The sequence below is a fragment of the Streptomyces sp. NPDC045678 genome, assembly GCF_056432085.1.
Window position 1 is genome coordinate 1,016,885 of record NZ_JBWKJS010000001.1, and the last position, 21,125, is coordinate 1,038,009.

Consider the following 21,125-nt stretch of genomic DNA (forward strand, 5'->3'; position numbering starts at 1 on the left):
GTCCTCGCCCTGTGCTTCGGCGAGAGGGGGCCTCGGCGGCTGGGGCGCGAGGCCCCCGATTTCTAGCGTGAGTGACGTCTTATCCGACGCATACTCACGCAGACTTGATGGGGGCGAAGCGCCATGAGGCGGAACCTCGCGGCACGACTCGGTGTGTGGAGCGCACACCACCGGAAGGCGGCCATCCTCGGCTGGCTGGTCTTCGTGGTCCTGGCCACGGTCATCGGCGGGGCCACCGGCACGGTCACCGCCTCCGACGAGGAGATGGGCGTCGGCGACTCGGGCCGCGCCGCCGAGATCCTCGACGACGCGGGCATCGACGAGCCGGCCGGTGAGCTCGTCATGGTCGGCGCGCGCACCGCCGACGGATGGCGGGACGCGGCCGCCGACCTGTCGAAGGCCCTGAACGCGACGGGCGAGGTACACGGCCTCAAGGCGCCGCTGCCCTCCGAGGACGGCAAGGACGCGCTGCTCCGCTTCGAGATCAAGGGGCCGTCGGACGACGCGGCCGACCGCGTCCAACCGGTCCTCGACGCCGTGGCGAAGGCACGCGAGGACGGCGCGGGACGCGGCATCTCCGTGCACCAGTTCGGCGACGCGAGCTCCGAGAAGGAGCTGTCCGACCTGCTCGCCGACGACTTGAAGAAGGCCGAGTTCACCGCGGTGCCGCTGGCACTCGGCATCCTCCTGATCGCCTTCGGCGCGGTGGTCGCCGCGCTGCTCCCCGTGGGGCTCGCGCTCACCGCGTGCGTGGCGGCGTTCGGGCTGCTCTCGCTGGCCAGCCACCAGCTGCACCTGTTCGAGACGACGTACTCCGTGATGTTCCTGATGGGTCTCGCGGTCGGCGTCGACTACTGCCTCTTCTACCTGCGACGTGAGCGGGACGAGCGCGCGGCGGGACGGGACGCGGAGACGGCCCTGCGGATCGCGGCAGCCACCAGCGGACGCGCCGTCCTCGTCTCCGGCCTCACCGTGATGGTCGCCATGGCGGGCATGTTCCTGTCCGGGCTGCTCCTCTTCAAGGGCTTCGCCGTCGCCACGATCCTCGTGGTGTGCGTGGCGATGCTCGGCTCGGTCACCGTCCTGCCCGCGCTGCTCGCGGGGCTCGGCGACCGGATCGACGCCGGCCGCATCCCGTTCCTGAACCGCCGCGCCACGAAGGGCGCACACGCCGGCGGCGGCCTGGCGGGCAAGGTGTTGCGCCCCGTCCTCGCCCGCCCGAAGTTCTTCGCCGTCGGCGCCGCGGTCCTCCTGCTCGCCCTCGCCGCGCCCGCACTCGGCATGAAGACCGAACAGCTCGGCCTGGAGAAGCAGTTCGGCTCCGACGCGCCGCTGTCCGTCGCGTACCAGAAGATCACCGAGGAGTTCCCCGGTGGACCCGCCCCGGCCCGCGTGGTCGTCAAGGCCGACGACATCGGCGCGCGGCCCGTCCGGGACGCGCTCGACTCGCTGACGCGGAAGGCCGGTGACGGCGCCGAGCTCACCGTCCACGAGGCGTCGGGCGTCGCCGAGATCGCGGTCCCGCTGCCGGGCGACGGCACGGACGCCGAGGCGAAGAAGGCCCTGCACGAACTGCGGGACGACACGGTTCCCGCGGCCTTCGACGGGATGGACGTCGAGGCGTACGTGGGCGGGGACCTGGCCTCGTCCGAGGACTTCGGCGACCAGCTCGGCAGGGGCATCGTGCCGGTCTTCGCCTTCATCACCGCGGTGACGTTCCTGCTGATGCTCTTCAGCTTCCGCTCGGTGGTGATCGCGGTGACGTCGATCGCGCTCAACCTGCTGTCGGTGGGCGCCGCCTACGGAGTCATGACCGCCGTCTTCCAGCACGGCTGGGGTGCGGAACTGATCGGCTCGGAGAAGGTCGGCGCGATCGAGAACTGGATGCCGCTGTTCGTCCTCGTCGTCCTCTTCGGGCTCTCCATGGACTACCACGTGTTCGTGGTCTCCCGGATCCGCGAGTCCCGCGACCGGGGCATGGACAACCGCGCGGCCATCCGCGAGGGCGTCACGCGCACGGCGGGCGCCGTCACGGGCGCGGCCGTGATCATGGTGGCGGTCTTCGCGGTGTTCGGGACGCTGTCCATGCAGGACATGCAGCAGATGGGCGTGGGTCTCGGCGTGGCGGTCCTCCTGGACGCGACGGTGGTCCGCATGATCCTGCTGCCGTCCCTGATGACCCTCCTGGGCGAGCGCAACTGGCACACGCCGCGGTACCTGCGGTGGCTGCCGGAGATCTCCCACGAGGAGGAGACGGAGCCGACCGCGCGTCCGCAGGCCGGCCCATACAACTCCCCGGTGCCGAGCGGGCGTTGATGCCTCCGACCACCATGTGTGTCCCCGGCGCGGCATCGTCCGCACCGGGGACGCACCCCGTTCACCTCACAGACCGAGCGCCTTCGCCTCCTTCTCGGGGGCGAGCCCGACGACGGGCCGGTCGGGCCGCTGCGGCGCCGTGCCGCCGATGGACCGCAGCCACTCCCACGTGTCGCGCACCGTCTCGGCGGCGGGCCGGGTCCTGAGCCCCGCGGCGACCGCCTTCCGCGACGACGTCCGGTGCATCGTGTCGTGCAGCTCGCCCGGGGCCAGCCACACCGGCAGCTCCGACCACTGCTCGATACCGGCGTCGAGCACCACCCGCGGCTCCGTCCAGCGGAGCGTCGCCTCCGGGCCCGCCACCGCCGCGCACGCGTCGAGGAGCTCTCCCATCGTGATCCGCCCCATGGGGCTGACCAGGTTGTACGCGCCGTGCAGCCCCCCGGCCGCCGCGTCGAGGACCCACTCGGCGAGGTCCCGCACGTCGACGTACTGGATGTCGAGGTCCCGCGGGCCGGGGGCGAGGACCGGCCCGCCGCGCGCCATCCGGTTCAGCCACCACGGCAGCCGCCCGATGTTCTCGTACGGACCGAGGATCAGCCCGGCCCGTACGAGCACCGTCCGCTCCTCCCCGAACGCGGCGACCGCGGCGAGCTCGCCGCCCCGCTTGTCCTCCGCGTACGCCGTCGCGTCCGCGTCCGGGTCGCCGTCCACCACGGGGAAGCTCTCGTCGGAGCCCGCCGCGCCCGGGTAGCGGTACACGGAGGCGCTGGAGACGTACACGTACCGCCCCGCGCGCCCGGCGAGCAGCCGGGCCGCGTCCCGCACCACCCGCGGCGCAGCCGACCAGGTGTCGACCACCACGTCCCACTCGCCGTCGGCCAGCGCGTCGAGGCCTCCTTCGGCGGTGCGGTCGCCGTGCACGGCACGGGCCCCTTCGGGCGCCGTGTGGCGACCGCGGTGGAAGACCGTCACCTCCCAGCCCCTGGCGAGGGCCGCCTCGGTGACCGCACGCCCCACGAACTCGGTACCGCCAAGCATCAGAAGTCTCATGGCGGTGACTCTGCCCCGGCGACCCCTGTCCTGTGAACCGGGTTCTGCTCGGGGCAGATCCGGGAACCGCAGCTCAGCGGGGTGTCGGCGGCGCGTACTTGTAGCCGACGCGGCGCACCGTCTGGATCGTCCTGCGGTGCTCGGCGCCCAGCTTGCGGCGCAGCCGCGCGACGTGGACGTCGACGGTGCGGCCGTCGCCCACGTGTCCGTACCCCCACACCGTCGTCACCAACTGGTCGCGGGTGTGCACCCGGTGGGGGTGCGCGACGAGGTGGGCGAGGAGCTCGAACTCCAGGTACGTGAGGTCGAGGACGCGGCCGTCGACCTCGGCGGCGCGCTGCACGGCGTCGATCCTGACGGGGCCCGGGGCGGGTGCGTGCGGCGCCTCGGGCAGTACGGGTTCGGCGACGGCGGTCACGGGTTCCTGGCCGGCCGGGACGAGGACGAGGTAGCCGACCATCGGCGGCTGTCCCGGCAGGGTCGGCAGGGCGTGCTGCGGCGCGGGCAGCCAGGTGGCGCCCGGCGGCAGGAAGTCGGCGATCTGCACCACCTCGTCGGGCGCGACGGCTCGCAGCCGGCCGCGGCCGGGCACCGGGGGAGGGGTGAGGGTGGAGGGAGCGGAGGCAGTGAAGGAACGGGAGTTCGCCATGGGATGTCAGCTCTTTCGCGCGAAGAGGGAGTCGTCGAGAACGAGACGTACGTCGTGCGCGTCAGGCGAAGGCCGGGTGAACGGCTTTAGAAGGCCCGCGCGTTCGTCGCGCGGCAACACACCCGGTCGAAGTCGTGGTGCTGACGGGAGGGCCAGAAAGGCTCGAGGTCATGACGACCCGTCGCGGTGTTCTGGTGGCTGCCCATGGCTCCATTGAATCAGATGAGAACGGGGTCGCCCACCGTAATCGGCGGGCGACCCTTCGGTGACGGGTGGGGATCAGACCTGGCCGGCCTTCTCCAGCGCGGTGCAGCAGGTGTCGACGAGCAGCCGCGTCACGACGTACGGGTCGACGTTCGCGTTGGGGCGGCGGTCCTCGATGTAGCCCTTCTGCTCCACCTCGACCTGCCACGGGATGCGGACGGAGGCGCCGCGGTCGGAGACGCCGTACGTGTACTCGTCCCAGGGCGCGGTCTCGTGGAGACCGGTGAGGCGGTCGTCGATGCCCGCGCCGTAGTTCTTGACGTGGTCCATCGGCTTGGAGCCCTCGCCGAGGGACTCGCAGGCGGTGATGATCGGCGCGTAGCCCTCGCGCATCGCCTTGGTGGAGAAGTTGGTGTGCGCGCCCGCGCCGTTCCAGTCGCCCTTGACCGGCTTGGGGTCGAGGGTCGCGGAGACCTTGAAGTCCTCGGCGGTGCGGTAGAGCAGCCAGCGGGCGATCCACAGCTGGTCGGAGACCTCCAGCGGGGCGAGCGGCCCGACCTGGAACTCCCACTGTCCCGGCATGACCTCGGCGTTGATGCCGGAGATGCCGAGGCCGGCCTCGAGGCAGTTCTCCAGGTGCGCCTCGACGACGTCACGGCCGAAGATCTCGTCCGAGCCGACACCGCAGTAGTAGCCGCCCTGCGCGGCGGGGAAGCCGCCGACGGGGAAGCCGAGCGGGCGGTCGCCCTCGAAGAACGTGTACTCCTGCTCGATGCCGAAGATCGGCTCCTGCGCGGCGAAGCGGCCCGCGACCTCGGCCAGTTCGGCGCGGGTGTTGGACTCGTGCGGCGTCATGTCCGTGTTGAGGACCTCGCACAGGACGAGCACGTCCTCGCCGCCGCGGATCGGGTCCGGGCAGGTGAAGACCGGCTTGAGCACGCGGTCCGAGGCGTGGCCCTTGGCCTGGTTCGTGCTGGATCCGTCGAAGCCCCAGAGCGGCAGTTCGGCGCCCTTCGCGTCGTCCGCGAGGATCTTCGTCTTGGAACGGAGCTTGGCGGTCGGCTCGGTGCCGTCGATCCAGATGTACTCAGCCTTGAAGGTCACGGGGCCTCATCCTCATAACGCTCGGTACGGCGCAGAACGTGCGGGTGCTGCGGTGCCGTGGTGATGAGCGGAAGACTGGCAACCGGCGATTTCCCGACCGTTGCTCTTGTGTGAACCCCGTGTTACCTGGGACGGGTGTGGCTCACGTCACGAGTGGACGTCACTTGATGACCGCGTTGGCGGCCGCTATCGCGAGCCCGATCGTCGCGTCGGCGCCGCCGATCAGCAGGGCCGAACGGCGCCGGTAGCCGACCCGTGCCGCGGCCACGGTGCCCCAGGCGAAGAGGAGCGCGGCGTTCAGGAGCAGCCCGCCGTACGTCACGCGGCTCTCGGGCCAGCCGAGGGCGCCGGCGAGGACGAGCAGCAGCACGGTCGGCCAGCAGGCGACGATCACCGGCCACTCGTCGACGAGCGCCCAGCCGAGCTGGCGCCAGCGGTGGGTGCCGCGGCCCGGCCGGTGCGTGGACATGTGGTGCGCGTAGCCGTGGGCGAGGGCGGCCGTGCCGGCGGTCACCATCACCCAGGACGCGTCGTAGTAGGGCGTGTAGGCGTCGCCCTGCGACTGGAGCGCCGCCAGCAGCGCGCTCGCCAGGACGGTTCCGTATACACCCCCGGACGTCCAGTTCCGCACGGCGCGCTCCTCTCTGTGTCTGGAGCACTCCACGCTAGGCGGGGGTATGTAACGGTTTGCCGGACTCGGGGCATCGGTCGCCGGACAACCCGGAGCCCTCAGCGGGAGAGAGCGTCCCGCACCGCTTCCTCCGTGCGGGCCACGACCGCCGTGCCGTCGTCCGCCGTGATGATCGGGCGCTGGATCAGCTTGGGGTGGTCGGCGAGGGCCTTGATCCAGCGGTCGCGGCCGGCGGCGTCGCGGGGCCAGGCCCCGGCGTCCTCCAGGTCCAGGTCCTTGGCGGCCTGTTCCCCGGTGCGTGTGATGTCCCAGGGTTCGAGGCCGAGCCGGTCGAGGACGGCGCGGATCTCGTCCTCGGTGGGTACGTCGTCGAGGTAGCGCCGCACGGTGTAGTCGGCGCCCTCCGCGTCGAGCAGCGTGAGGGCGCTGCGGCACTTCGAGCAGGCGGGGTTGATCCAGATCTCCATGCCCACACGCTACCTGCGAACCACCCGACCCAGGCCGCTCGGCAGAGTTCTGTTCGATTACCTCAAAGCCGGTCTGGCCAGCGGCGATTGTCAGTGCCGGGCAGTAGAATCACAGTAGTGTTCGAGGGCGCCCGACGGGGGGTCCTGACCGCGACAGGAGGATGCCAGTGCCCGCTGCCGCACTCATATCGAAGCGTGTGTCCAAGACCGTTCCCGAGCCCGTCCTGATCGACCTGCCGTACGCACCGCTGGAGAAGAAGGCGCTGCCCGCCGGACGCCCGCGCGAGTGGTACGTCAACCACAACCGCCGCCTGAAGGCCATGCGGCTGGCCATAGCGCTGCTCGACTCGGGCGTCTATCTGCCGAACCAGGCGAAGAACAGCACGATCCGGCGGATGGCGGAGGACGTCGGGATCCATCCGCCGTCCGACATCACCTGTCACATGGTGCGGGCGCTCATGCGGTACAGCCGCTGACACAAGTGCGGGCCACCTGGAGGGAATTGGCCTTCCAGGTGCCCCGTTCCGCGCGCGATCCCGTGCGTTCACCTGTGCGATGGGACATGCTGAACCCCATGACCCAGCAGGAACCCGCCGGCGAACTGCCGCTCCTGACGACCGCCGAACTCCCCGACGGCACGCGGCTTCCCGTGCGCGCCCTCCGCGCCCCCGAGCCGGAACGCTTCCTGCCGTCCGGCTCGGGCCCCGCGCCGGGCCCGCCCCCCGCCCCCGCGGTGCTCGTGGTCCCCGCGATGGGCGTCCCCGCCCGCTTCTACCGCCGCTTCGCGCGCCAACTCCACGACGAGGGCCTGACGGTGCTCACCGTCGACCTGCGCGGCCAGGGCGAGGCGACATCGTCCGCCGCGGGGCGGGGTGCGGCGGGGCACGGGTACCGGGCGATCGTCGAGGAGGACCTCCCGGCGGTCGTGGCCGCGATCCGCGACGAACTCGGCACGGAACCGCCCCTGTACCTGCTCGGCCACAGCCTCGGCGGCCAGCTCGGCCTGGTGTACGCGGCGTCGGCGCGACGCCCCGCCGTGGACGGGGTGGCCGTGATCGCCACGGGCTCGGTCTGGTTCCGCGCGTTCGCCCCGCTGCACGGCGCGGGCCTGCTCCTGGTGCAGCTCCTGATCGCCGGCACGGCGACCGTGCTCGGCCGCTGGCCCGGCACCCGGCTCGGGTTCGGCGGCAACCAGCCCAAGGGCGTCATGCGCGACTGGGCACGACAGGTGCGGACGGGCCGCTACAGCGCCGAGGGCTCCGCCCTCGACTACGAATCGACACTCGCCACGCTGACCCTCCCCGTCCTGGCGGTCTCGGTCGACGACGACACGTACGCCCCCGCCTCGTCCCTGGACCACCTCCTGGCCAAGGTCCCGGAGGCCCGGCTGACCCGCCGCCACTACACGACCCAGGAGGCCGGCGCCCCACTCGACCACTTCGCCTGGACCCGAGCGGGCGGCGCGCTGGCCAAGTGGGTGGCGGCATGGACGACCGAAGAGCACCCCCACCCCAGAACACTCGCCGCCCACCGCGCGTACACCGGCATCTGAGCCGCCAGGCCTGGAGCGGAACCTGCGCGACGCCGACCGCACCCAAGTGGTCGACGCCTTCCGCGCGTTGAGCGGTCAGCCGATCTGGTCCGGCGTGACGGTCAGCCACCGCTTGTCGGCGGTCACCTTCTGGCCCAGCTCGCGCTGACGCTCCGCGTTCTTCTTCTTCATTCCGTCGAGCTGCTTCATGTACGCGTCCTTGCGGTTGACCCACACCCGCACGCCGCCGTGCGCCACATCGGCGGAGTGGAACAGCATCGGCCCGTCGCTGGCCGGGGTGTCACCGGCCGCCAGGATCGGCTTCCGCCACTCGTCGATGTACGTGTTGATCGCCGCGGGCTTCCCCTCGTACCAGGTCAGCGGCGCCCACAGGTTCGGCGTCAGCTCGCGCTCGGCGAGCTTCGCGCGGTCCTTCTCGCCGAAGCGGCCCTCGGCGATCTCCTTGCGGGAACTGGTGACCTCACCGGTCTTGCGGTCCTTCAGCTGCATGGAGACACCGATGACGTTCTGCGGCTTCACGCCGTAGCCGTACTTCGGGTCCGCGAGCACCATGCGCACCAGGTCCTCACTGGCCGCGCTGACCACGTACACCTCGATGCCGTGCGCCTGCAGCGTCTTGTAGAGCTGCCGCATGCCGCGCGAGAACTCCGGCGGCTTCACCTGGGTCTTCGTGAGCTTGCCTGCCTCGTAGTACTCGGCGGGGATCGGCTTCTCGTACGCCAGGAGCTCGTCGACGTACCCCTTGAGCTCCTTCAGCGTGAAGCCGGAGAAGATCTGCGCGGCCCAGGGGTAGCAGACCTGGTCGTCCACCTCGCACAGCCGGTTGTAGTAGCTGTACAGGCTCTCCTTGTGCCCGGCCTTGTCCTTGAAGGGGATGACCTTCAAGGACCGGTCCATGGTCTTGCGGGTGAGGACGCCCTTCATCTCCAGGAAGGGCAGCAGCGACTCCTCCAGGTCATTGCGGTACGTCGTGTTGTCCGCGTCGAAGACGGCGTACGCACCCTTGTGGTCGTTCTCCGCGATGACCTTGCCGAGCTGCTTCGCGACGGGCTTCGGCCAGTGGGACAGCTCGCGGGCGGTGGCCGCCGAGGTGTCGGAGGCGCTCGCCTCGTCCGTCGGCCACAGGGCGCTGCCCGCGAGCACGGCGGCGGCCAGCGCGCCCGTGGTGCCGATGACGGCCAGCTTGCTCTTTGTCCGTACGTTCTTGGCCCGTACTGCCATGTCTCTACGTCCCTGCCGTTCCCTGCGAGCGATGTGCGCCCCGACCGGAGCGGCGCGCAATGCTAGGGGGCGGCCCCGACATTTCCCATGATCGAAGTCACCGTGGCGCGAGGGCATGAGGCAGGTGAACACGGGTAGCGGAGGGGTTCCGCGCGGGCCGGGTGGTCGCGCGTGATCCGCTACGGGGGTCGCATCCGGCGGCGCATACTGGGGCCATGGACTCCCGTGAGTTCGTCCGGGCCGCGCCCGGACCCGACGGCATGGTGGTCTCCGCGGTCGGCTACCGCACCGAGGGACAGCGGCCCGGCCTGCACCGGGGCCTCCCCTCGCCGTACCTGACGTTGATCTTCTCCCTGGACGGCGCCATCGCCACCGGCAGCACCCCGGACCGGGCGACCGGCGCGGACGCGACGCGCACCGACATCGTCGTGGGCGGCCTGCACCAGAGCCCCGCCTACGTCGTACAGCCCGAGCACGAGGCCGGCATCCAGCTCGCCGTGCACCCCCTCGCGGCCCGCGCGCTCCTCGGCCTGCCCGCGGCCGGACTCACCGGGCAGCTCGTCGTCGACGGCACGGACGTCCTCGGCGACCCGGCCGCCGCGATCCGCGAGCGGCTGTGCGAGCTGGACCGCTGGGAGGACCGCTTCGCCCTCCTCTCGGCGTACCTGCGGCGGCGCGCGGCCGCGGCGGAGGACACCGCGGGAACCGTCCGCCCGGAGGTCGCGGAGGCCTGGGCGTGGCTGGCCAGGCACCGGGGCGCGGGCACGCTCGGCGGCCTCTCCCGGCACGTCGCGCTCAGCGAGCGCAGGCTGACCGCGCTGTTCCGCGCCGAGACGGGGCTCACCCCCAAGCAGGCGGCCCGCCTGATGCGCTTCCAGCACGCCAAGGCCGCGGTGGCCCGCGCGGTCGCGGCGGGCGCGCCACCGGACCTCGCCCGGGTCGCGGCCGACACCGGGTACTACGACCACTCCCACCTCGTACGCGACTTCCAGCAGTACACAGGGATGGCGCCGACCGGCTGGTTGGCCGAGGAGTGCCGGAATATCCAAGCCGGGGCGCACGGCCGGGGCGAAGAGTAGAGCCATGGACACCAACCGGAACACCACACCAGAACAGCAGCTCAGCACGCCCGCCCCGGCCGTCTGGCCGGGCCTCCAGGCACAGGACGCGCCCGCCCTGATCGACTTCCTCGTCGGCACCGTCGGCTTCCTGCGGACCGCCGTCTACGAGGACGAGGGCCGCGTCGCCCACGCGCAGCTCGACTGGCCCGAGGGCGGCGGCGTCATGCTCGGCTCGTACGACCCGGCCAACGCGGCCACCTGCGGGCGGCCCGGCACCGCGGGCGCCTACGTCGTCACCGACCACGTGGACGACCTGTACGGCCGACTCGTCGCCGCCGGCGTGAAGGTCATCAGCGAGATCGAGGACAAGCCCTACGGAAGCCGCGAATTCGGCATCGAGGACCCGGAGGGCAACCGCTGGTCCTTCGGCACCTACCGGGGCGAGCCGAGGCCCGCACCGGGCGCGTAAAACCGCGTGATAACTTGCGCAAGCCAGTCAAACCCACACCTGGGCCAGGGAATCCGGTGCGAATCCGGAACTGACGCGCAGCGGTGAGGGGGGACGGGCGGGGCCACGGCCACTGGGTGTCGCGAGACGCCCGGGAAGGCGCCCCGCCCGGCCGATCCCCGAGTCCGAAGACCTGCTGGCGCCCTCCGGCCGCTCACCCGGCGGCGGGGGTCCGACGCAGGCCAGGCTCCGCGTATGAGCCGTGACACCCAAGGGATCACGTGTCCTCGAAAGCCCGTATACCCGCCCTCCTCTGTGCCTGCCTCCTCGCACTCACCGCATGCGGCGGCGGATCGACGGACAAGACCGCGGGGTCCGCGGACCAGGCGGACAGAAGCGCCGGCGGCTACCCGGTCACGGTCACCTCCTGCGGCAAGGAGGCGAAGGTCGCGGCGCCGCCGCAACGGGCCGTCTCCCTCGATCAGGGCTCCACGGAGATCCTCCTCTCGCTCGGCCTCGCCGACCGCATGGTGGGCACCGGCACCTGGACCGACCCGGTCCTGAAGAACCTGGAGAAGGACAACGCGAAGGTCGAGCGGCTCGCCGACCGCTACCCCTCGCTGGAGAAGGTCCTCTCCAAGGAGCCCGACTTCGTCAGCGCCTCCTTCCTCTACACGGTCGGCAAGGGCGGCGTCGCCGACCGCGCGAAGTTCGACGAGCTCAACGTGCCCGTCTACGTCTCGCCCAGCGACTGCGCGGGCAAGGACAACGACGGCGGCGGCGACGGCAAACGCGTCAAGACCCTCACCATGGACACCGTCTACGGCGAGGTGCGCGACCTGGCGAAGGTCTTCCACGTGGAGAAGCGCGGCGAGAAGCTGGTCGCGGACCTCAAGGCCAGGGTCACGAAGGCCACCGAGGACATCGACGCGTCCGCCGCCTCCGACACGAAGCTCCTGTACTGGTTCGCCAACTCCGACGCCCCCTACATGGCGGGCTGCTGCGGCGCCCCCGGCATCATCACCCGCGAACTCGGCGCGAAGAACGTCTTCGACGACACCCACGAGGAATGGCCCCAGATCAACTGGGAGACCGTCGCCGACCGCGACCCCGACGTCCTCGTCATCGGCGACCTCACCCGCAAGTCGCAGTCCGCGGAGAGCGCCGCGGCGAAGATCAAGTTCCTGGAGACCAACCCGGCGACCAAGAACCTCACCGCAGTGAAGAAGAAGCGGTACGTCCTGCTCAGCGGCCAGGCCATGAACCCCACGATCCGCACGGTCGACGGGATCGAGCAAGTGGCGGCGGGGCTGCGGAAGTTCGGGCTGGCCAAGTGAGGAAGGCGTCGTCCGGTACGAGGGGCGGGGCCGCCGCCGACACTGTTCCTGACACCCCGGCCGCCGTCTCCGCCGCACCCACCGCCGCCACCTCTGCCCGCGCCCGGCAGGCGCTGCTGTGGCTGGCCGGAGCGGCCGCGCTCGTCCTCTCCGTCTCCGTGGCCGTCACCATCGGCCCCGCGGACATCTCCGTGCCCGACGTGTGGTCCACCGTCGCCGCGCACCTCGGCTGGGGCGAGAGCCCGCTCACCCCGATCAGGGACGGCATCGTCTGGAACCTGCGGATGCCGCGCACCGTGCTCGCCGCCGTCTGTGGCGCGGGCCTCGCGGTCTGCGGGGCGGTCATACAGTCCCTGCTCCGCAACCCGCTCGCCGACCCCTTCGTGCTCGGGGTGTCGTCCGGGGCGTCCACGGGAGCGGTCGCGGTCGTCGTCCTCGGGGTCGGCGGGGGAGCGGTGTCCGTCTCCGCGGGCGCCTTCGCGGGCGCGCTCTGCTCCTTCGCACTCGTCCTGCTCCTGAGCCACACCCTCGGCGACACCACGGACCGGGTCGTGCTGTCCGGCGTCGCGGCCATGCAGCTGTTCTCCGCGCTCACGTCGTTCGTCGTCCTCACGGCGGGCGACGCGGAGACGACGCGCGGCGTGCTGTTCTGGCTCCTCGGCTCGCTCAGCGGCGTCGGCTGGACCGACGTGTGGCTGTGCGGCGCGGTGCTCGTGGCCGCGCTCGTCATCTGCCTCGGCCATGCCCGTACGCTCGACGCCTTCGCGTTCGGCCCGGAGGCCGCGGCGGCGCTGGGCGTCCGCGTGGCCCGCACCCGGCTCGTCCTGCTCTGCACGACGGCGCTGCTCACCGCGGCGCTGGTCAGCTCGGCGGGCGCCATCGGCTTCGTCGGCCTGGTCCTGCCGCACGCGGCCCGCGCGGTCGTCGGCTCCGGCCACGCCAGACTCCTCCCGGTCACGGCGCTCGCCGGAGCGGTCTTCCTGGTCTGGGTGGACACGCTGGCCCGCACGGCCCTGGACCCGCAGGAGGTCCCGGTCGGCGTGGTGACCTCACTCATCGGCGTACCGGCGTTCGTGGCGGTGCTGTACCGGACGCGGAGGGCGACGTGACCTCTCCGAGTACCGTCTCCGGCCTGCGAGCGGACCGCGTCAGCAGGGAAGCGGGCGGCCGACTGATCGTCGACGGCGTCAGCCTCGCCCCACCCGCGGGCGCCACCGTCGGGCTCCTCGGCCCCAACGGCTCCGGCAAGTCCACCCTCCTGCGGATCCTCGCGGGTGTCCTCGCCCCGGCGTCCGGGGTGGTCACCCTGGACGGCCGCACCCTGCCCGACACGGGCCGCCGCGCGGTGGCCCGGCGGATCGCCGTGGTCGAGCAGCACGCGGCGACGCAGGTCGAGCTGACCGTACGGGACGTCGTACGCCTCGGCCGCATCCCGCACCGCCGCGCCTGGTCGACCCCCACGCCCCACGACGAACACGCCGTACGCGAGGCCCTCGCACGCACCGGACTCACCGAACGCGCCGCCCAGGCCTGGCACACGCTCTCCGGCGGCGAACGCCAGCGCGTCCAGATCGCCCGCGCCCTGGCCCAGGAACCCCGCGAACTCCTCCTCGACGAGCCCACCAACCACCTGGACATCCAGCACCAGCTGGACCTGCTGTCCCTGGTCACTGAACTCCCCGTCACGAGCGTGATCGCCCTGCACGACCTGAACCTGGCGTCGATGTTCTGCGACCACCTGCTGATCCTCAAGGAGGGCACGGCGTACGCGTCGGGCACGCCGACGGAGGTCATCACGGAGAAGCTGATCGCGGAGGTGTACGGGGTGCGGGCGGTGGTGACGCTCGGGGAGGACGACGGGCACCCGTCGGTACGGTTCCTGCGGTCCCTACGGGGATAAAGGGTTTCACCACGTCGGCGCGACGACGCAGACTGACCGCGTACGAGGACGAACAGTGCGCCGTGCACCGCACGAGACACCGGCCGTGCACCGCACGAGGCACCGGCCGTGCACCGCACGAGGCACCAACGGAAGAGGGCGGGCCGCACCAATGATCGTGATCGCGCACCTGAGCGACACCCACATCGACACCACACCGGCGGACGGCGGACGCAGCGTCGACCGCACCCGGGCCGTGATGGAGTACCTGAACACCCTCCCGTACGACCTGGACGCCGTCATAGCCACCGGCGACATCGCCGATCACGCGACCCCGTCCGAGTACGAGGCGGCCCGCAAGCTCCTCTCCACCCGGCACCCGCTGCTGACCTGCCCGGGCAACCACGACGAGCGCCCGGCGTTCCGCGAACACCTGCTGGGCGAAGGCCCCCTGACCGGCCCGACGAGCACGGCCCCGGTGAACACCGCCCACGCCACGGACCGCTTCACCCTGGCCCTGTGCGACACGTCGGTGCCCGGCGAGGACCACGGACGCCTGGAGGACGAAACCCTGGACTGGCTGTCGGCTCTCCTCGCCGACACCCCGCCCACCCGCCCCGTCCTGATCGGCTTCCACCACCCGCCGATCCCGCTCAACACGCCCTACGTGGACGGCATCCGCCAGTTCGACGAGCACCGCCTGGCCGACCTGACGTCACGCCACCCGAACGTCACGGCGTTCCTCGCGGGCCACGCGCACACCCCCGCGGCGACGACGTTCGCGAACCGCCCCCTCCTGGTGGCCCCAGGAGTGGTCTCGACCCTCCGCCTCCCCTGGGAACCCCAGTCCCACCCGACCCACCACGTCCACCGCGACCTGCCCCCGGCGGTGGCGTTCCACGTCCTGGACGACACGGGCCGCCTGACGACGCACTATCGCCCTGTTTCTGACACCTGACGGTCACGCGACCACAGTTGCAGAACGCGCCACGACCATGCGCGCCCCGGGCGCGGCAGGACCAGTACCGGTTCCTCACGTTGCAGGATCTCGGAATTCCGCTCTCGGTTCGGTCTGATCTCGTCGATGTGGGAGAGCTGGTAGCGGGGGCCGTCGGAGACGTCGGCGACCACGGCGCTGCGCAGCGCCACCCGGACGTAGGTGCCGTCCCGCCTGGCGAACCGGACCTCCGCGCAGCCGCCTTGGGGTGAGGTGCCGAGCAGGGTGCCGATGTCGTCCGGGTGGACGAGGTCGGCCAGTGAGTATCGCCGCATGACGGAGGCGGGGCGGCCGAGCAGTCGGCACAGTGCGTCATTGGCGCGGAGGATCCTGCCGTGGCGGTCGCCGCCCATCTCGGCAAGGGCGATGCCGGAGGGGGCGTACTCGAATGCCTGGCGGTACGACTCCTCGCTGCTGCGCAGTGCTTGCTGTTCACGTTCGAGGCGTACCAAAGCGCGCTGCATATTGGCCCGCAGCCGGGCGATGCCTATGGCCGTGCCGGCGTGGTAGGCGTACCTCTGCAGATGGTCGCGGCTCTGGGTCGTGGGTCGAAGCCCGTCACGCGGCATGTCGACCGAGATGACTCCGGCGAGTTCGTTCAAATAGCCGGCCGTGTACATCGGGGCGAGAAGGCGGTCCTGCGGGTGCCACTCGTGCTCCGCGCGGGGGGAGGGTCCTTTCGTGCGCCACTGCGGCACATCGTCATCGTCCAGCACCCAGCCTTCGGTGTACGGGATGAACCGGAGCAAGTCACCGCCGTCGCCCATGCTCAACCGCCGATCCCATGCCGTGCGAGAGGCCACACGGCCCGTCATCGCGGCCTCGGCGGCCGGATCGCCCGCCACGGCGGCGACCACCAGATCTCCGTCGGGCCGCACCAGATTGACCGCGGCGAGCTCATACCCGAGATACGCGACGACACCGTCGGCGATGGCCTGCAAGGTGTCGGCCAGGCTGCGGCTGGTGTAGAGGTCGGCGATGGCCTGGTCGGCCCTGAGAGCGCGATCGCTGTCCGCGCTCGCATCCGCACCGGTGCGAGGGTCGCGTTGCTCGGAGTAGGCGGCGTTCCGGATGAAGGGGACCTGCCCGAGCTGGTTGCGGCACAGGCGCTGGGGCTCCGGCCGCTCCCTCGTGACGAGCCGGGTGCGGAGACGGCTGAAGATGGCGTCCAGGGTGAGGAGTTCCGTCTCGCCGGGGATTCCTTCTTGGAGGATGGAAGCCCACTCACCGGTGAAGGCCGTCACCGGTTCCCCCGGCGGCGCCAGCGCGACCGCCGTTTCCGCCGCGGCGGCGAGGAGGTAGGTGCCGTCCAGTTCCAGGGCGGGTGCGTCCGACTGGACGCCGAAGGCTCGGGCGCTGTAGCAGCAGTCGAGGACGACGATGCGACGGAGAGCCCGGCTTCCCTCCACATCCAGGCGGATCCAGTCGTAGGGGACGGCCGAGTCATGCACCGACCGTGGATCGCTGCTCTCGATGGCCAGGTGCAGACGGCCGGTCCTGGGCTCGATCAGGCCATGCCCCGCGTAGTAGATGAGTAGCGTGTCGGACGCTTCTCGGGCGGCCTTTCCCACTGCGCGGGAGACGTCCCGCGGCAGGGGAGGATCGGCAAGAATCGTGCAGTGGTCGGCGGGCAGTTTCCATCTGTCCCGGAACAGGCTCGTGAGGATCGCGAGGTTCCCCTCCACCGCGGGTAAGGCGTCCAGCGTGGAGAAGGTGCTTGCACCGATCAGGACGACGCGGGTTCTGTCGGGGTCGGGTAACTTCCCCATCTCCGCAGCCGTCGAACTCACGTCAGTCCTCCAGCGCGCGTCGGAGCAGGCGTTCGGCCTCCTCGTCCGAGTGGCCGCTGATGCACACCACTGCCCCGTCGGGCCGCTCGACTGTCAGCGTCGGACGCTGGGGGCGGGTGGAGCGCCATGTGGCGATGGAGACGGCCAGGGAGGCGGCACTGAATCCGCTGCCGACGACCAGAGCCAGGATGTCGATGCCATTGCCCTGGTGCCCGGCCGTGTCGGCGGGCTCGGCCCTCAACTCGGTGTCCGTGAAACGTCGTACGGCTCTGTCGGCGCCAATCCAGGCGGTGAGTGAACGGAGTTGCTCCTCGGCGCCTTCGGACGAGCAACGTACGAGTATGTTCAAGGCGCCTCCATGGTGACCCAATGAGTGAAAACCAGCACAGCATCCCATGACGGCACCCCACGCCGCCTTGTCGGCCATGGCCTCAGGGCGGGCGGCCCGGCGGGGTCACCGGAACTCTGTTGCCCGGATGTCGTTCGCGTCGACTGCCGAGGTGACGCCCGTCTTGTCGTCGGCACCGTCAACTGTGACTGAGACGCGGATAAGGGTCTGCTGCCCATGGGCGACGAGCTTGCGCGGGCCGTCGTCCCGCACCCCGTACACCTCCAACTGGCAGACGGTCAGGGTCCGTCCGGCCTTGAGGACGGTGCCGACGGCCTCGATGTGATCGCCGACGGCGGGCGCGAGGAGGTTGATCTTGTACTCGACGGTGAGGACGTCCGTACCCTCCGGAAAGACCGTGTAGGCGGCGTACCCGCCCGCGCTGTCCGAGATGGCGCTGGTGGCGCCGGCGTGGAAGTACCCGTTCTGCTGGGTGACTTCGGGCCGCGCGGGCAGCACGATGTGGACGCGTCCCGGCGCGATGTGGGATATGTGGGCACCGAGATGCCGCATCAGCCCTTGCCGGTCGAAGCTGGCCAGGACGCGCGAGCGCACGTCAGGACTGACGCACTCGTCCTGAGCCGCCTTCTCCTCGCCCTTGTCCGCGTGCACGAAAATGCCCCCCCTACGTAGTGGCCGTTCGCGGGCTCGTCACCCGGCCAACTGCTCCACCAGCAAGAACCCGCCGATGACGATCATCATGGCACCGGAGGCCCGGGTCACCACCCGCGCGGCGGACGGCCGGGCCTTCAGCACGGTCCGGGCGAGGACGCCGACGCCGAGGTAGACGACGGCGCAAGCGGTCATGTGGAGCGTGCCGAGCAGCCCCGTCTGCGCGGCGACGGGCCAGTCGCTCGCGGAGTCGATGAACTGCGGAAACAGTGCGAAGTACAGCAGCAGCGCCTTGGGGTTGAGGCCGCTGGTCCCGGCACCCTTGAGGGCGACCTGCCACGCGGAGGCCGCGACGGCGCTCTCGCCGGCCGTCCCACTCGCCGCCGCCGGAGCGACGGGCGCCCTCACGACCCCCCACCCCAGCCACACCAGATACCCAGCCCCCGCAACCGTGAGCACCGTGAGGACGGTCGCCGAGCTGGCCACGATCACCACGAGCCCGGCGACGGCGAGCAGGGTGTATCCCGCGTATCCGGCTATGAGCCCGGCGACCGCGGGAACGACGGACCGGTCCCGAAGCCCCGCGGTGATCGCGTACGCCCAGTCCGCGCCCGGCGTGAAGATCAGCAGCAGATCCACCGCGAGAAAGGCCGCCACTGTCGCCGTATCCATGTACCTGTGTCCGTTCCCTCAAAGCCTCTGAATCCATGAGGAAGATTAGGAGCGAACAGCCCAAAAGTGTTCCTGAAGATTCCCCATAAACGGGCACCTCGGGGGAGAATCTCCCCATGGATGCCATGGACCGGAAAATTCTTACCGAGCTGCAGCTGGACGGCCGCCTCACGGTCACGGAGCTCGCGGCGCGCGTGAAGCTGAGCGTCTCGCCCTGCCACCGCCGCCTGCGTGACCTGGAACGCGCGGGCGCGATCCGCGGCTACCGAGCGGTGGTCGACCCCGCGGCCATCGGCCTGGACTTCGAGGCCCTCGTCTTCGCCACGCTGCGCTGGGAGGACCGGGACACGGTGGAGACGTTCGAGGAGGCGGTGGCGGCGGTCCCGCACGTGACCCAGGCCCAACGCCTGTTCGGCGAACCGGACTACCTACTCCGCGTGGCCACCGCCGACCTCACGACGTACCAACAGCTCTACGACCAGCAGCTGGCCAAACTCCCCGGCGTCCAACGCCTGACCTCGACCCTGGTCATGAAGAACGTGGTCCACGACCGCCCGCTCCCCGAACAGCCTGCCCCTGCCCCGGGGAGGGAGGGTCGTGGCATGAGCCGCAGGGGTACCTTCTGAGTGTCGAAGTCAGAAGGGTCCCAGGATGCCCTACGCCAATGACAACGCGAGTGATCGCATCGGGCACCGTATTGCGGAGGCCCGCAAGGCGCGTGGGCTGACGCAGCTTCAGTTGGCCCACCGCATCCCGTGCTCGAAGTCGCTCATCGCTCAGGTCGAGCGAGGGCACAAGCCGGCCACGCCCTCACTCACCGCCGGCGCCGCCCGCGCACTGGGTGTCCGGCTGGAACAACTCACGGGGCAGCCGTACGAGGACGCGCACCGGGGACGGGTGCACGCGACCGTCCCGGACATCCAGACGTCCATGCTGAGCTGGGACCTGCCTGACGACGACCTCCCCGTGCGGCCCTTCAACGCGTTGGCGGCCGATGTCGCGTCAGCTTCCGCACTCGGTCGCAAGGCCCGTTACGCGCAACTCGGCTCCATGCTGCCGTCCCTTCTCGACGAGTTGTCGACGGCCTGTCATGCCGCCGAGGGAAGCGAGCGGGAGCGGTTGTTCGGACTGCTCGGTGAGGCGTACTCGGGCGTGACGGCCATCGCCTACGCCGTCGGACTGTTCGATCTCCGTTCTCAGGCGATGGACCGGGTGAGGTGGGCGGCGCAGGAATCCGCCGACCCTCTGCGTATTAGCCGTACGCAGTGGCAGCGCTCGACACTGTTCCTGCAGGCCGCCGCGTACGACCGCGGAATACGGCTGCTCGACCGCGTACGCCACGAGCTGGGCGAGGACATCTCCCTCATGGATCCGCCCACGCTCAGCGTGCATGGTGCGGTGCACCTGCGCTCTGCCATGTTCGCCGCACGGCAAGGGAACGCCCCGACCGCGCACGCGCACCTGGACGCCGCGGCGGAGGCTGCCCGGCGACTGGGCCACGACGCCAATCACTACGGATTGGAGTTCGGTCCGACCAACGTCGCGATGCACCGGCTGGGGGTGGCCGTGGAGATGTACGACGGCCCGGAGGTCGTACGCCGGACGCGCCGCACACGGCTGCCCGCCACCGTGGCGCCGGTACGGGCAGGCCGTTGGTACATCGACGCGGCGAAGGGCTGGCTGGACTACGGGAACCGGGACAAGGCGTTCGCCGCGCTCCAAGCGGCCCGGCGGGCATCACCGGAACAGGCCAGGAACCATCCGCAGGTCCGTGAGGTCGCGCAGACATTGATCCACCTCGAGAGGTACAGCAAGGAATCGCTGTCGGGGTTTGCCTCGTGGCTCGGTCTGGCCTGACACAACTTCGCGGTTTCACAAACCGTGAAACTCACCGCCGGTGCGCAGCGGAAGCATGCAGTGATCAGAACCTGCGACGTGCGGACGTCCAGGACGTGGCCACAGCTGCGAGGAGCTGAGACGTGACCGACGACACCCACGGCACCCCCGACACCCCCGACACCCCTGACACCCACGAGCAAGCCGAAGCCGGAACAGCACCTGTGAGTTCAGACGCCCCCGTCATCGGCACGCTGATCGTCGACGAGGCGCGAAAGCGGATGGGCGTGGTGATGGACAGGGTCGGCGGCCGTCTCCAGATCCGGCCCCCGTCGGGAGGACGCGAGTGGGACGCCGACCTGGCCTACGTCCGCCCCGCACGTGAGGAGGAGATCTTGCGCGTACACGTGGCTGCCGTAACCGCCACGCACTCGGGACGTTCCCTGTGACCAAGGCCGCGATCCACGAGGTGACATGGCATCTGTCCCCTGACCTCGAACCTGATGCGGAGCCGATCACCCGTCGGATGGTGTGCGCCGTCTGCGAGGACGACGGGGAGAGCCCCACCGCCATGTCGGAGCCGTTCGAAGAGTCCGAGCACGACGTGCTCGCCGCGCAGGCCTGGGTGTTCAAGCACGCGGGACGCCACCCGTGCCACCACACCTACCGGGAGGCCGTCTGCCGACCGTGGCGGGCCGTCATGACGTGGGCGACGGCGTGACTCGGGCAGGCATGAGGCGTGGCCGACCTGGGCCGGTCTCAGGGATGCCGGGATGTCAGGCGGGTTCCTCCACGTCATAGAACAGTGGGGGGGGAAAGCCCCCACACAAAGGATGGGACCACCCTTCTTCTGCCCCCCCCCAAAAGCGGCCCCGTATTGCCCACCCCGTTTTTTATCCCGTGTTCTT

General features: G+C 70.8%; 23 protein-coding genes and 1 riboswitch. Of the genes, 13 read left to right on the top strand and 10 right to left on the bottom strand.

The features are described from left to right. Positions 1 to 123 precede the first annotated feature (123 nt). Positions 124 to 2,316 carry an MMPL family transporter gene (locus tag AC07DO_RS04440; RefSeq protein WP_479056980.1) on the top strand — a complete coding sequence of 731 codons (2,193 nt, stop codon included), beginning with the start codon at positions 124 to 126 and terminating at the stop codon, positions 2,314 to 2,316. 66 nt (positions 2,317 to 2,382) lie between these two features. On the opposite strand, the gene AC07DO_RS04445 is transcribed toward AC07DO_RS04440, so the two are convergent. The 5 genes from AC07DO_RS04445 to AC07DO_RS04465 all read right to left on the bottom strand — a co-directional run bounded on the left by AC07DO_RS04445 (position 2,383) and on the right by AC07DO_RS04465 (position 6,424). After that, positions 2,383 to 3,369, bottom strand: a complete 987-nt coding sequence (locus tag AC07DO_RS04445) for an NAD-dependent epimerase/dehydratase family protein (RefSeq protein ID WP_479056981.1) — start codon at positions 3,367 to 3,369, stop codon at positions 2,383 to 2,385. Positions 3,370 to 3,442: 73 nt separating this feature from the next. Further along, positions 3,443 to 4,018, bottom strand: coding sequence for a winged helix-turn-helix domain-containing protein (locus AC07DO_RS04450; RefSeq protein ID WP_479056982.1), 576 nt, complete (start codon positions 4,016 to 4,018; stop codon positions 3,443 to 3,445). A gap of 279 nt (positions 4,019 to 4,297) precedes the next feature. Continuing rightward, positions 4,298 to 5,326: a glutamine synthetase gene (glnII, locus tag AC07DO_RS04455; RefSeq protein ID WP_479056983.1), complete on the bottom strand. Its 1,029-nt coding sequence runs from the start codon at positions 5,324 to 5,326 to the stop codon at positions 4,298 to 4,300. Between the two features lie 160 nt (positions 5,327 to 5,486). Further along, positions 5,487 to 5,957 carry a hypothetical protein gene (locus tag AC07DO_RS04460; protein WP_479056984.1) on the bottom strand — a complete coding sequence of 157 codons (471 nt, stop codon included), beginning with the start codon at positions 5,955 to 5,957 and terminating at the stop codon, positions 5,487 to 5,489. A 98-nt stretch (positions 5,958 to 6,055) separates the two neighbouring features. Next, positions 6,056 to 6,424: an arsenate reductase family protein gene (locus tag AC07DO_RS04465; protein WP_479056985.1), complete on the bottom strand. Its 369-nt coding sequence runs from the start codon at positions 6,422 to 6,424 to the stop codon at positions 6,056 to 6,058. A 167-nt stretch (positions 6,425 to 6,591) separates the two neighbouring features. Between AC07DO_RS04465 and AC07DO_RS04470 the strand changes: the two genes are divergently transcribed. After that, a complete protein-coding gene (locus AC07DO_RS04470; RefSeq protein WP_479056986.1) occupies positions 6,592 to 6,900 on the top strand; it encodes a hypothetical protein in 309 nt (102 codons plus the stop codon). 98 nt (positions 6,901 to 6,998) lie between these two features. Continuing rightward, the gene (locus AC07DO_RS04475) at positions 6,999 to 7,976 is read left to right on the top strand and encodes an alpha/beta hydrolase family protein (RefSeq protein ID WP_479056987.1); all 978 of its coding nucleotides are present in this window, start codon (positions 6,999 to 7,001) and stop codon (positions 7,974 to 7,976) included. 75 nt (positions 7,977 to 8,051) lie between these two features. Here AC07DO_RS04475 and AC07DO_RS04480 read toward each other — a convergent pair whose 3' ends face one another. Next, positions 8,052 to 9,197: an HAD family hydrolase gene (locus AC07DO_RS04480; protein ID WP_479056989.1), complete on the bottom strand. Its 1,146-nt coding sequence runs from the start codon at positions 9,195 to 9,197 to the stop codon at positions 8,052 to 8,054. A gap of 215 nt (positions 9,198 to 9,412) precedes the next feature. Between AC07DO_RS04480 and AC07DO_RS04485 the strand changes: the two genes are divergently transcribed. From AC07DO_RS04485 to AC07DO_RS04510, 6 genes are all read left to right on the top strand, one after another. Beyond that, positions 9,413 to 10,276 (top strand): helix-turn-helix domain-containing protein, encoded by an 864-nt coding sequence (locus AC07DO_RS04485; RefSeq protein ID WP_479056991.1) that lies wholly within the window; start codon positions 9,413 to 9,415, stop codon positions 10,274 to 10,276. Between the two features lie 4 nt (positions 10,277 to 10,280). After that, on the top strand, positions 10,281 to 10,727 hold the full coding sequence (locus tag AC07DO_RS04490; protein ID WP_479056992.1) for a VOC family protein: 447 nt from the start codon (positions 10,281 to 10,283) through the stop codon (positions 10,725 to 10,727). 7 nt (positions 10,728 to 10,734) lie between these two features. Then, a riboswitch (cobalamin riboswitch) is annotated at positions 10,735 to 10,921 on the top strand. 66 nt (positions 10,922 to 10,987) lie between these two features. Next, entirely contained in the window at positions 10,988 to 12,043 is a 1,056-nt protein-coding gene (locus AC07DO_RS04495; RefSeq protein WP_479056993.1) for an ABC transporter substrate-binding protein, read from the top strand. Positions 12,044 to 12,156: 113 nt separating this feature from the next. Beyond that, positions 12,157 to 13,152, top strand: coding sequence for a FecCD family ABC transporter permease (locus tag AC07DO_RS04500; RefSeq protein WP_479057521.1), 996 nt, complete (start codon positions 12,157 to 12,159; stop codon positions 13,150 to 13,152). Then, positions 13,149 to 13,943, top strand: coding sequence for an ABC transporter ATP-binding protein (locus tag AC07DO_RS04505; RefSeq protein ID WP_479056995.1), 795 nt, complete (start codon positions 13,149 to 13,151; stop codon positions 13,941 to 13,943). The genes AC07DO_RS04500 and AC07DO_RS04505 overlap by 4 nt, the downstream gene beginning before the upstream one ends. 151 nt (positions 13,944 to 14,094) lie before the next feature. Beyond that, a complete protein-coding gene (locus AC07DO_RS04510; protein ID WP_479056997.1) occupies positions 14,095 to 14,880 on the top strand; it encodes a metallophosphoesterase in 786 nt (261 codons plus the stop codon). On the opposite strand, the gene AC07DO_RS04515 is transcribed toward AC07DO_RS04510, so the two are convergent. The 4 genes from AC07DO_RS04515 to AC07DO_RS04530 form a co-directional block, all read right to left on the bottom strand. Then, positions 14,856 to 16,709 (bottom strand): caspase, EACC1-associated type, encoded by a 1,854-nt coding sequence (locus tag AC07DO_RS04515; protein WP_479056998.1) that lies wholly within the window; start codon positions 16,707 to 16,709, stop codon positions 14,856 to 14,858. The genes AC07DO_RS04510 and AC07DO_RS04515 overlap by 25 nt on opposite strands. A gap of 1 nt (position 16,710) precedes the next feature. Continuing rightward, positions 16,711 to 17,058, bottom strand: a complete 348-nt coding sequence (locus tag AC07DO_RS04520) for an effector-associated constant component EACC1 (protein WP_479056999.1) — start codon at positions 17,056 to 17,058, stop codon at positions 16,711 to 16,713. A 105-nt stretch (positions 17,059 to 17,163) separates the two neighbouring features. After that, positions 17,164 to 17,709 (bottom strand): PaaI family thioesterase, encoded by a 546-nt coding sequence (locus AC07DO_RS04525; RefSeq protein ID WP_479057001.1) that lies wholly within the window; start codon positions 17,707 to 17,709, stop codon positions 17,164 to 17,166. A 39-nt stretch (positions 17,710 to 17,748) separates the two neighbouring features. After that, positions 17,749 to 18,381, bottom strand: a complete 633-nt coding sequence (locus tag AC07DO_RS04530) for a LysE family translocator (RefSeq protein ID WP_479057002.1) — start codon at positions 18,379 to 18,381, stop codon at positions 17,749 to 17,751. Between the two features lie 116 nt (positions 18,382 to 18,497). Here AC07DO_RS04530 and AC07DO_RS04535 point away from each other — a divergent pair, with 116 nt between their 5' ends. The 4 genes from AC07DO_RS04535 (at position 18,498) to AC07DO_RS04550 (ending at position 20,938) form a co-directional block, all read left to right on the top strand. Further along, complete coding sequence (locus AC07DO_RS04535; RefSeq protein ID WP_479057003.1) at positions 18,498 to 19,007, top strand: Lrp/AsnC family transcriptional regulator; 510 nt, start codon at positions 18,498 to 18,500, stop codon at positions 19,005 to 19,007. 25 nt (positions 19,008 to 19,032) lie between these two features. After that, on the top strand, positions 19,033 to 20,238 hold the full coding sequence (locus AC07DO_RS04540; RefSeq protein WP_479057004.1) for a helix-turn-helix domain-containing protein: 1,206 nt from the start codon (positions 19,033 to 19,035) through the stop codon (positions 20,236 to 20,238). 122 nt (positions 20,239 to 20,360) lie between these two features. Continuing rightward, positions 20,361 to 20,666, top strand: coding sequence for a hypothetical protein (locus AC07DO_RS04545; RefSeq protein ID WP_479057006.1), 306 nt, complete (start codon positions 20,361 to 20,363; stop codon positions 20,664 to 20,666). Further along, positions 20,663 to 20,938, top strand: a complete 276-nt coding sequence (locus tag AC07DO_RS04550; RefSeq protein WP_479057007.1) for a DUF7848 domain-containing protein — start codon at positions 20,663 to 20,665, stop codon at positions 20,936 to 20,938. The genes AC07DO_RS04545 and AC07DO_RS04550 overlap by 4 nt, the downstream gene beginning before the upstream one ends. Positions 20,939 to 21,125: the final 187 nt, after the last annotated feature.

Bases quoted from the DNA above. Each gene is read 5' to 3' on its own strand.
- AC07DO_RS04480 (WP_479056989.1), bottom strand. From the start codon at position 9,197: ATGGCAGTACGGGCCAAGAACGTACGGACAAAGAGCAAGCTGGCCGTC.
- AC07DO_RS04540 (WP_479057004.1), top strand. From the start codon at position 19,033: ATGCCCTACGCCAATGACAACGCGAGTGATCGCATCGGGCACCGTATT.
- AC07DO_RS04475 (WP_479056987.1), top strand. From the start codon at position 6,999: ATGACCCAGCAGGAACCCGCCGGCGAACTGCCGCTCCTGACGACCGCC.
- AC07DO_RS04490 (WP_479056992.1), top strand. From the start codon at position 10,281: ATGGACACCAACCGGAACACCACACCAGAACAGCAGCTCAGCACGCCC.
- AC07DO_RS04445 (WP_479056981.1), bottom strand. From the start codon at position 3,369: ATGAGACTTCTGATGCTTGGCGGTACCGAGTTCGTGGGGCGTGCGGTC.
- AC07DO_RS04535 (WP_479057003.1), top strand. From the start codon at position 18,498: ATGGATGCCATGGACCGGAAAATTCTTACCGAGCTGCAGCTGGACGGC.
- AC07DO_RS04485 (WP_479056991.1), top strand. From the start codon at position 9,413: ATGGACTCCCGTGAGTTCGTCCGGGCCGCGCCCGGACCCGACGGCATG.
- AC07DO_RS04530 (WP_479057002.1), bottom strand. From the start codon at position 18,381: ATGGATACGGCGACAGTGGCGGCCTTTCTCGCGGTGGATCTGCTGCTG.
- AC07DO_RS04440 (WP_479056980.1), top strand. From the start codon at position 124: ATGAGGCGGAACCTCGCGGCACGACTCGGTGTGTGGAGCGCACACCAC.
- AC07DO_RS04465 (WP_479056985.1), bottom strand. From the start codon at position 6,424: ATGGAGATCTGGATCAACCCCGCCTGCTCGAAGTGCCGCAGCGCCCTC.
- AC07DO_RS04510 (WP_479056997.1), top strand. From the start codon at position 14,095: ATGATCGTGATCGCGCACCTGAGCGACACCCACATCGACACCACACCG.
- AC07DO_RS04450 (WP_479056982.1), bottom strand. From the start codon at position 4,018: ATGGCGAACTCCCGTTCCTTCACTGCCTCCGCTCCCTCCACCCTCACC.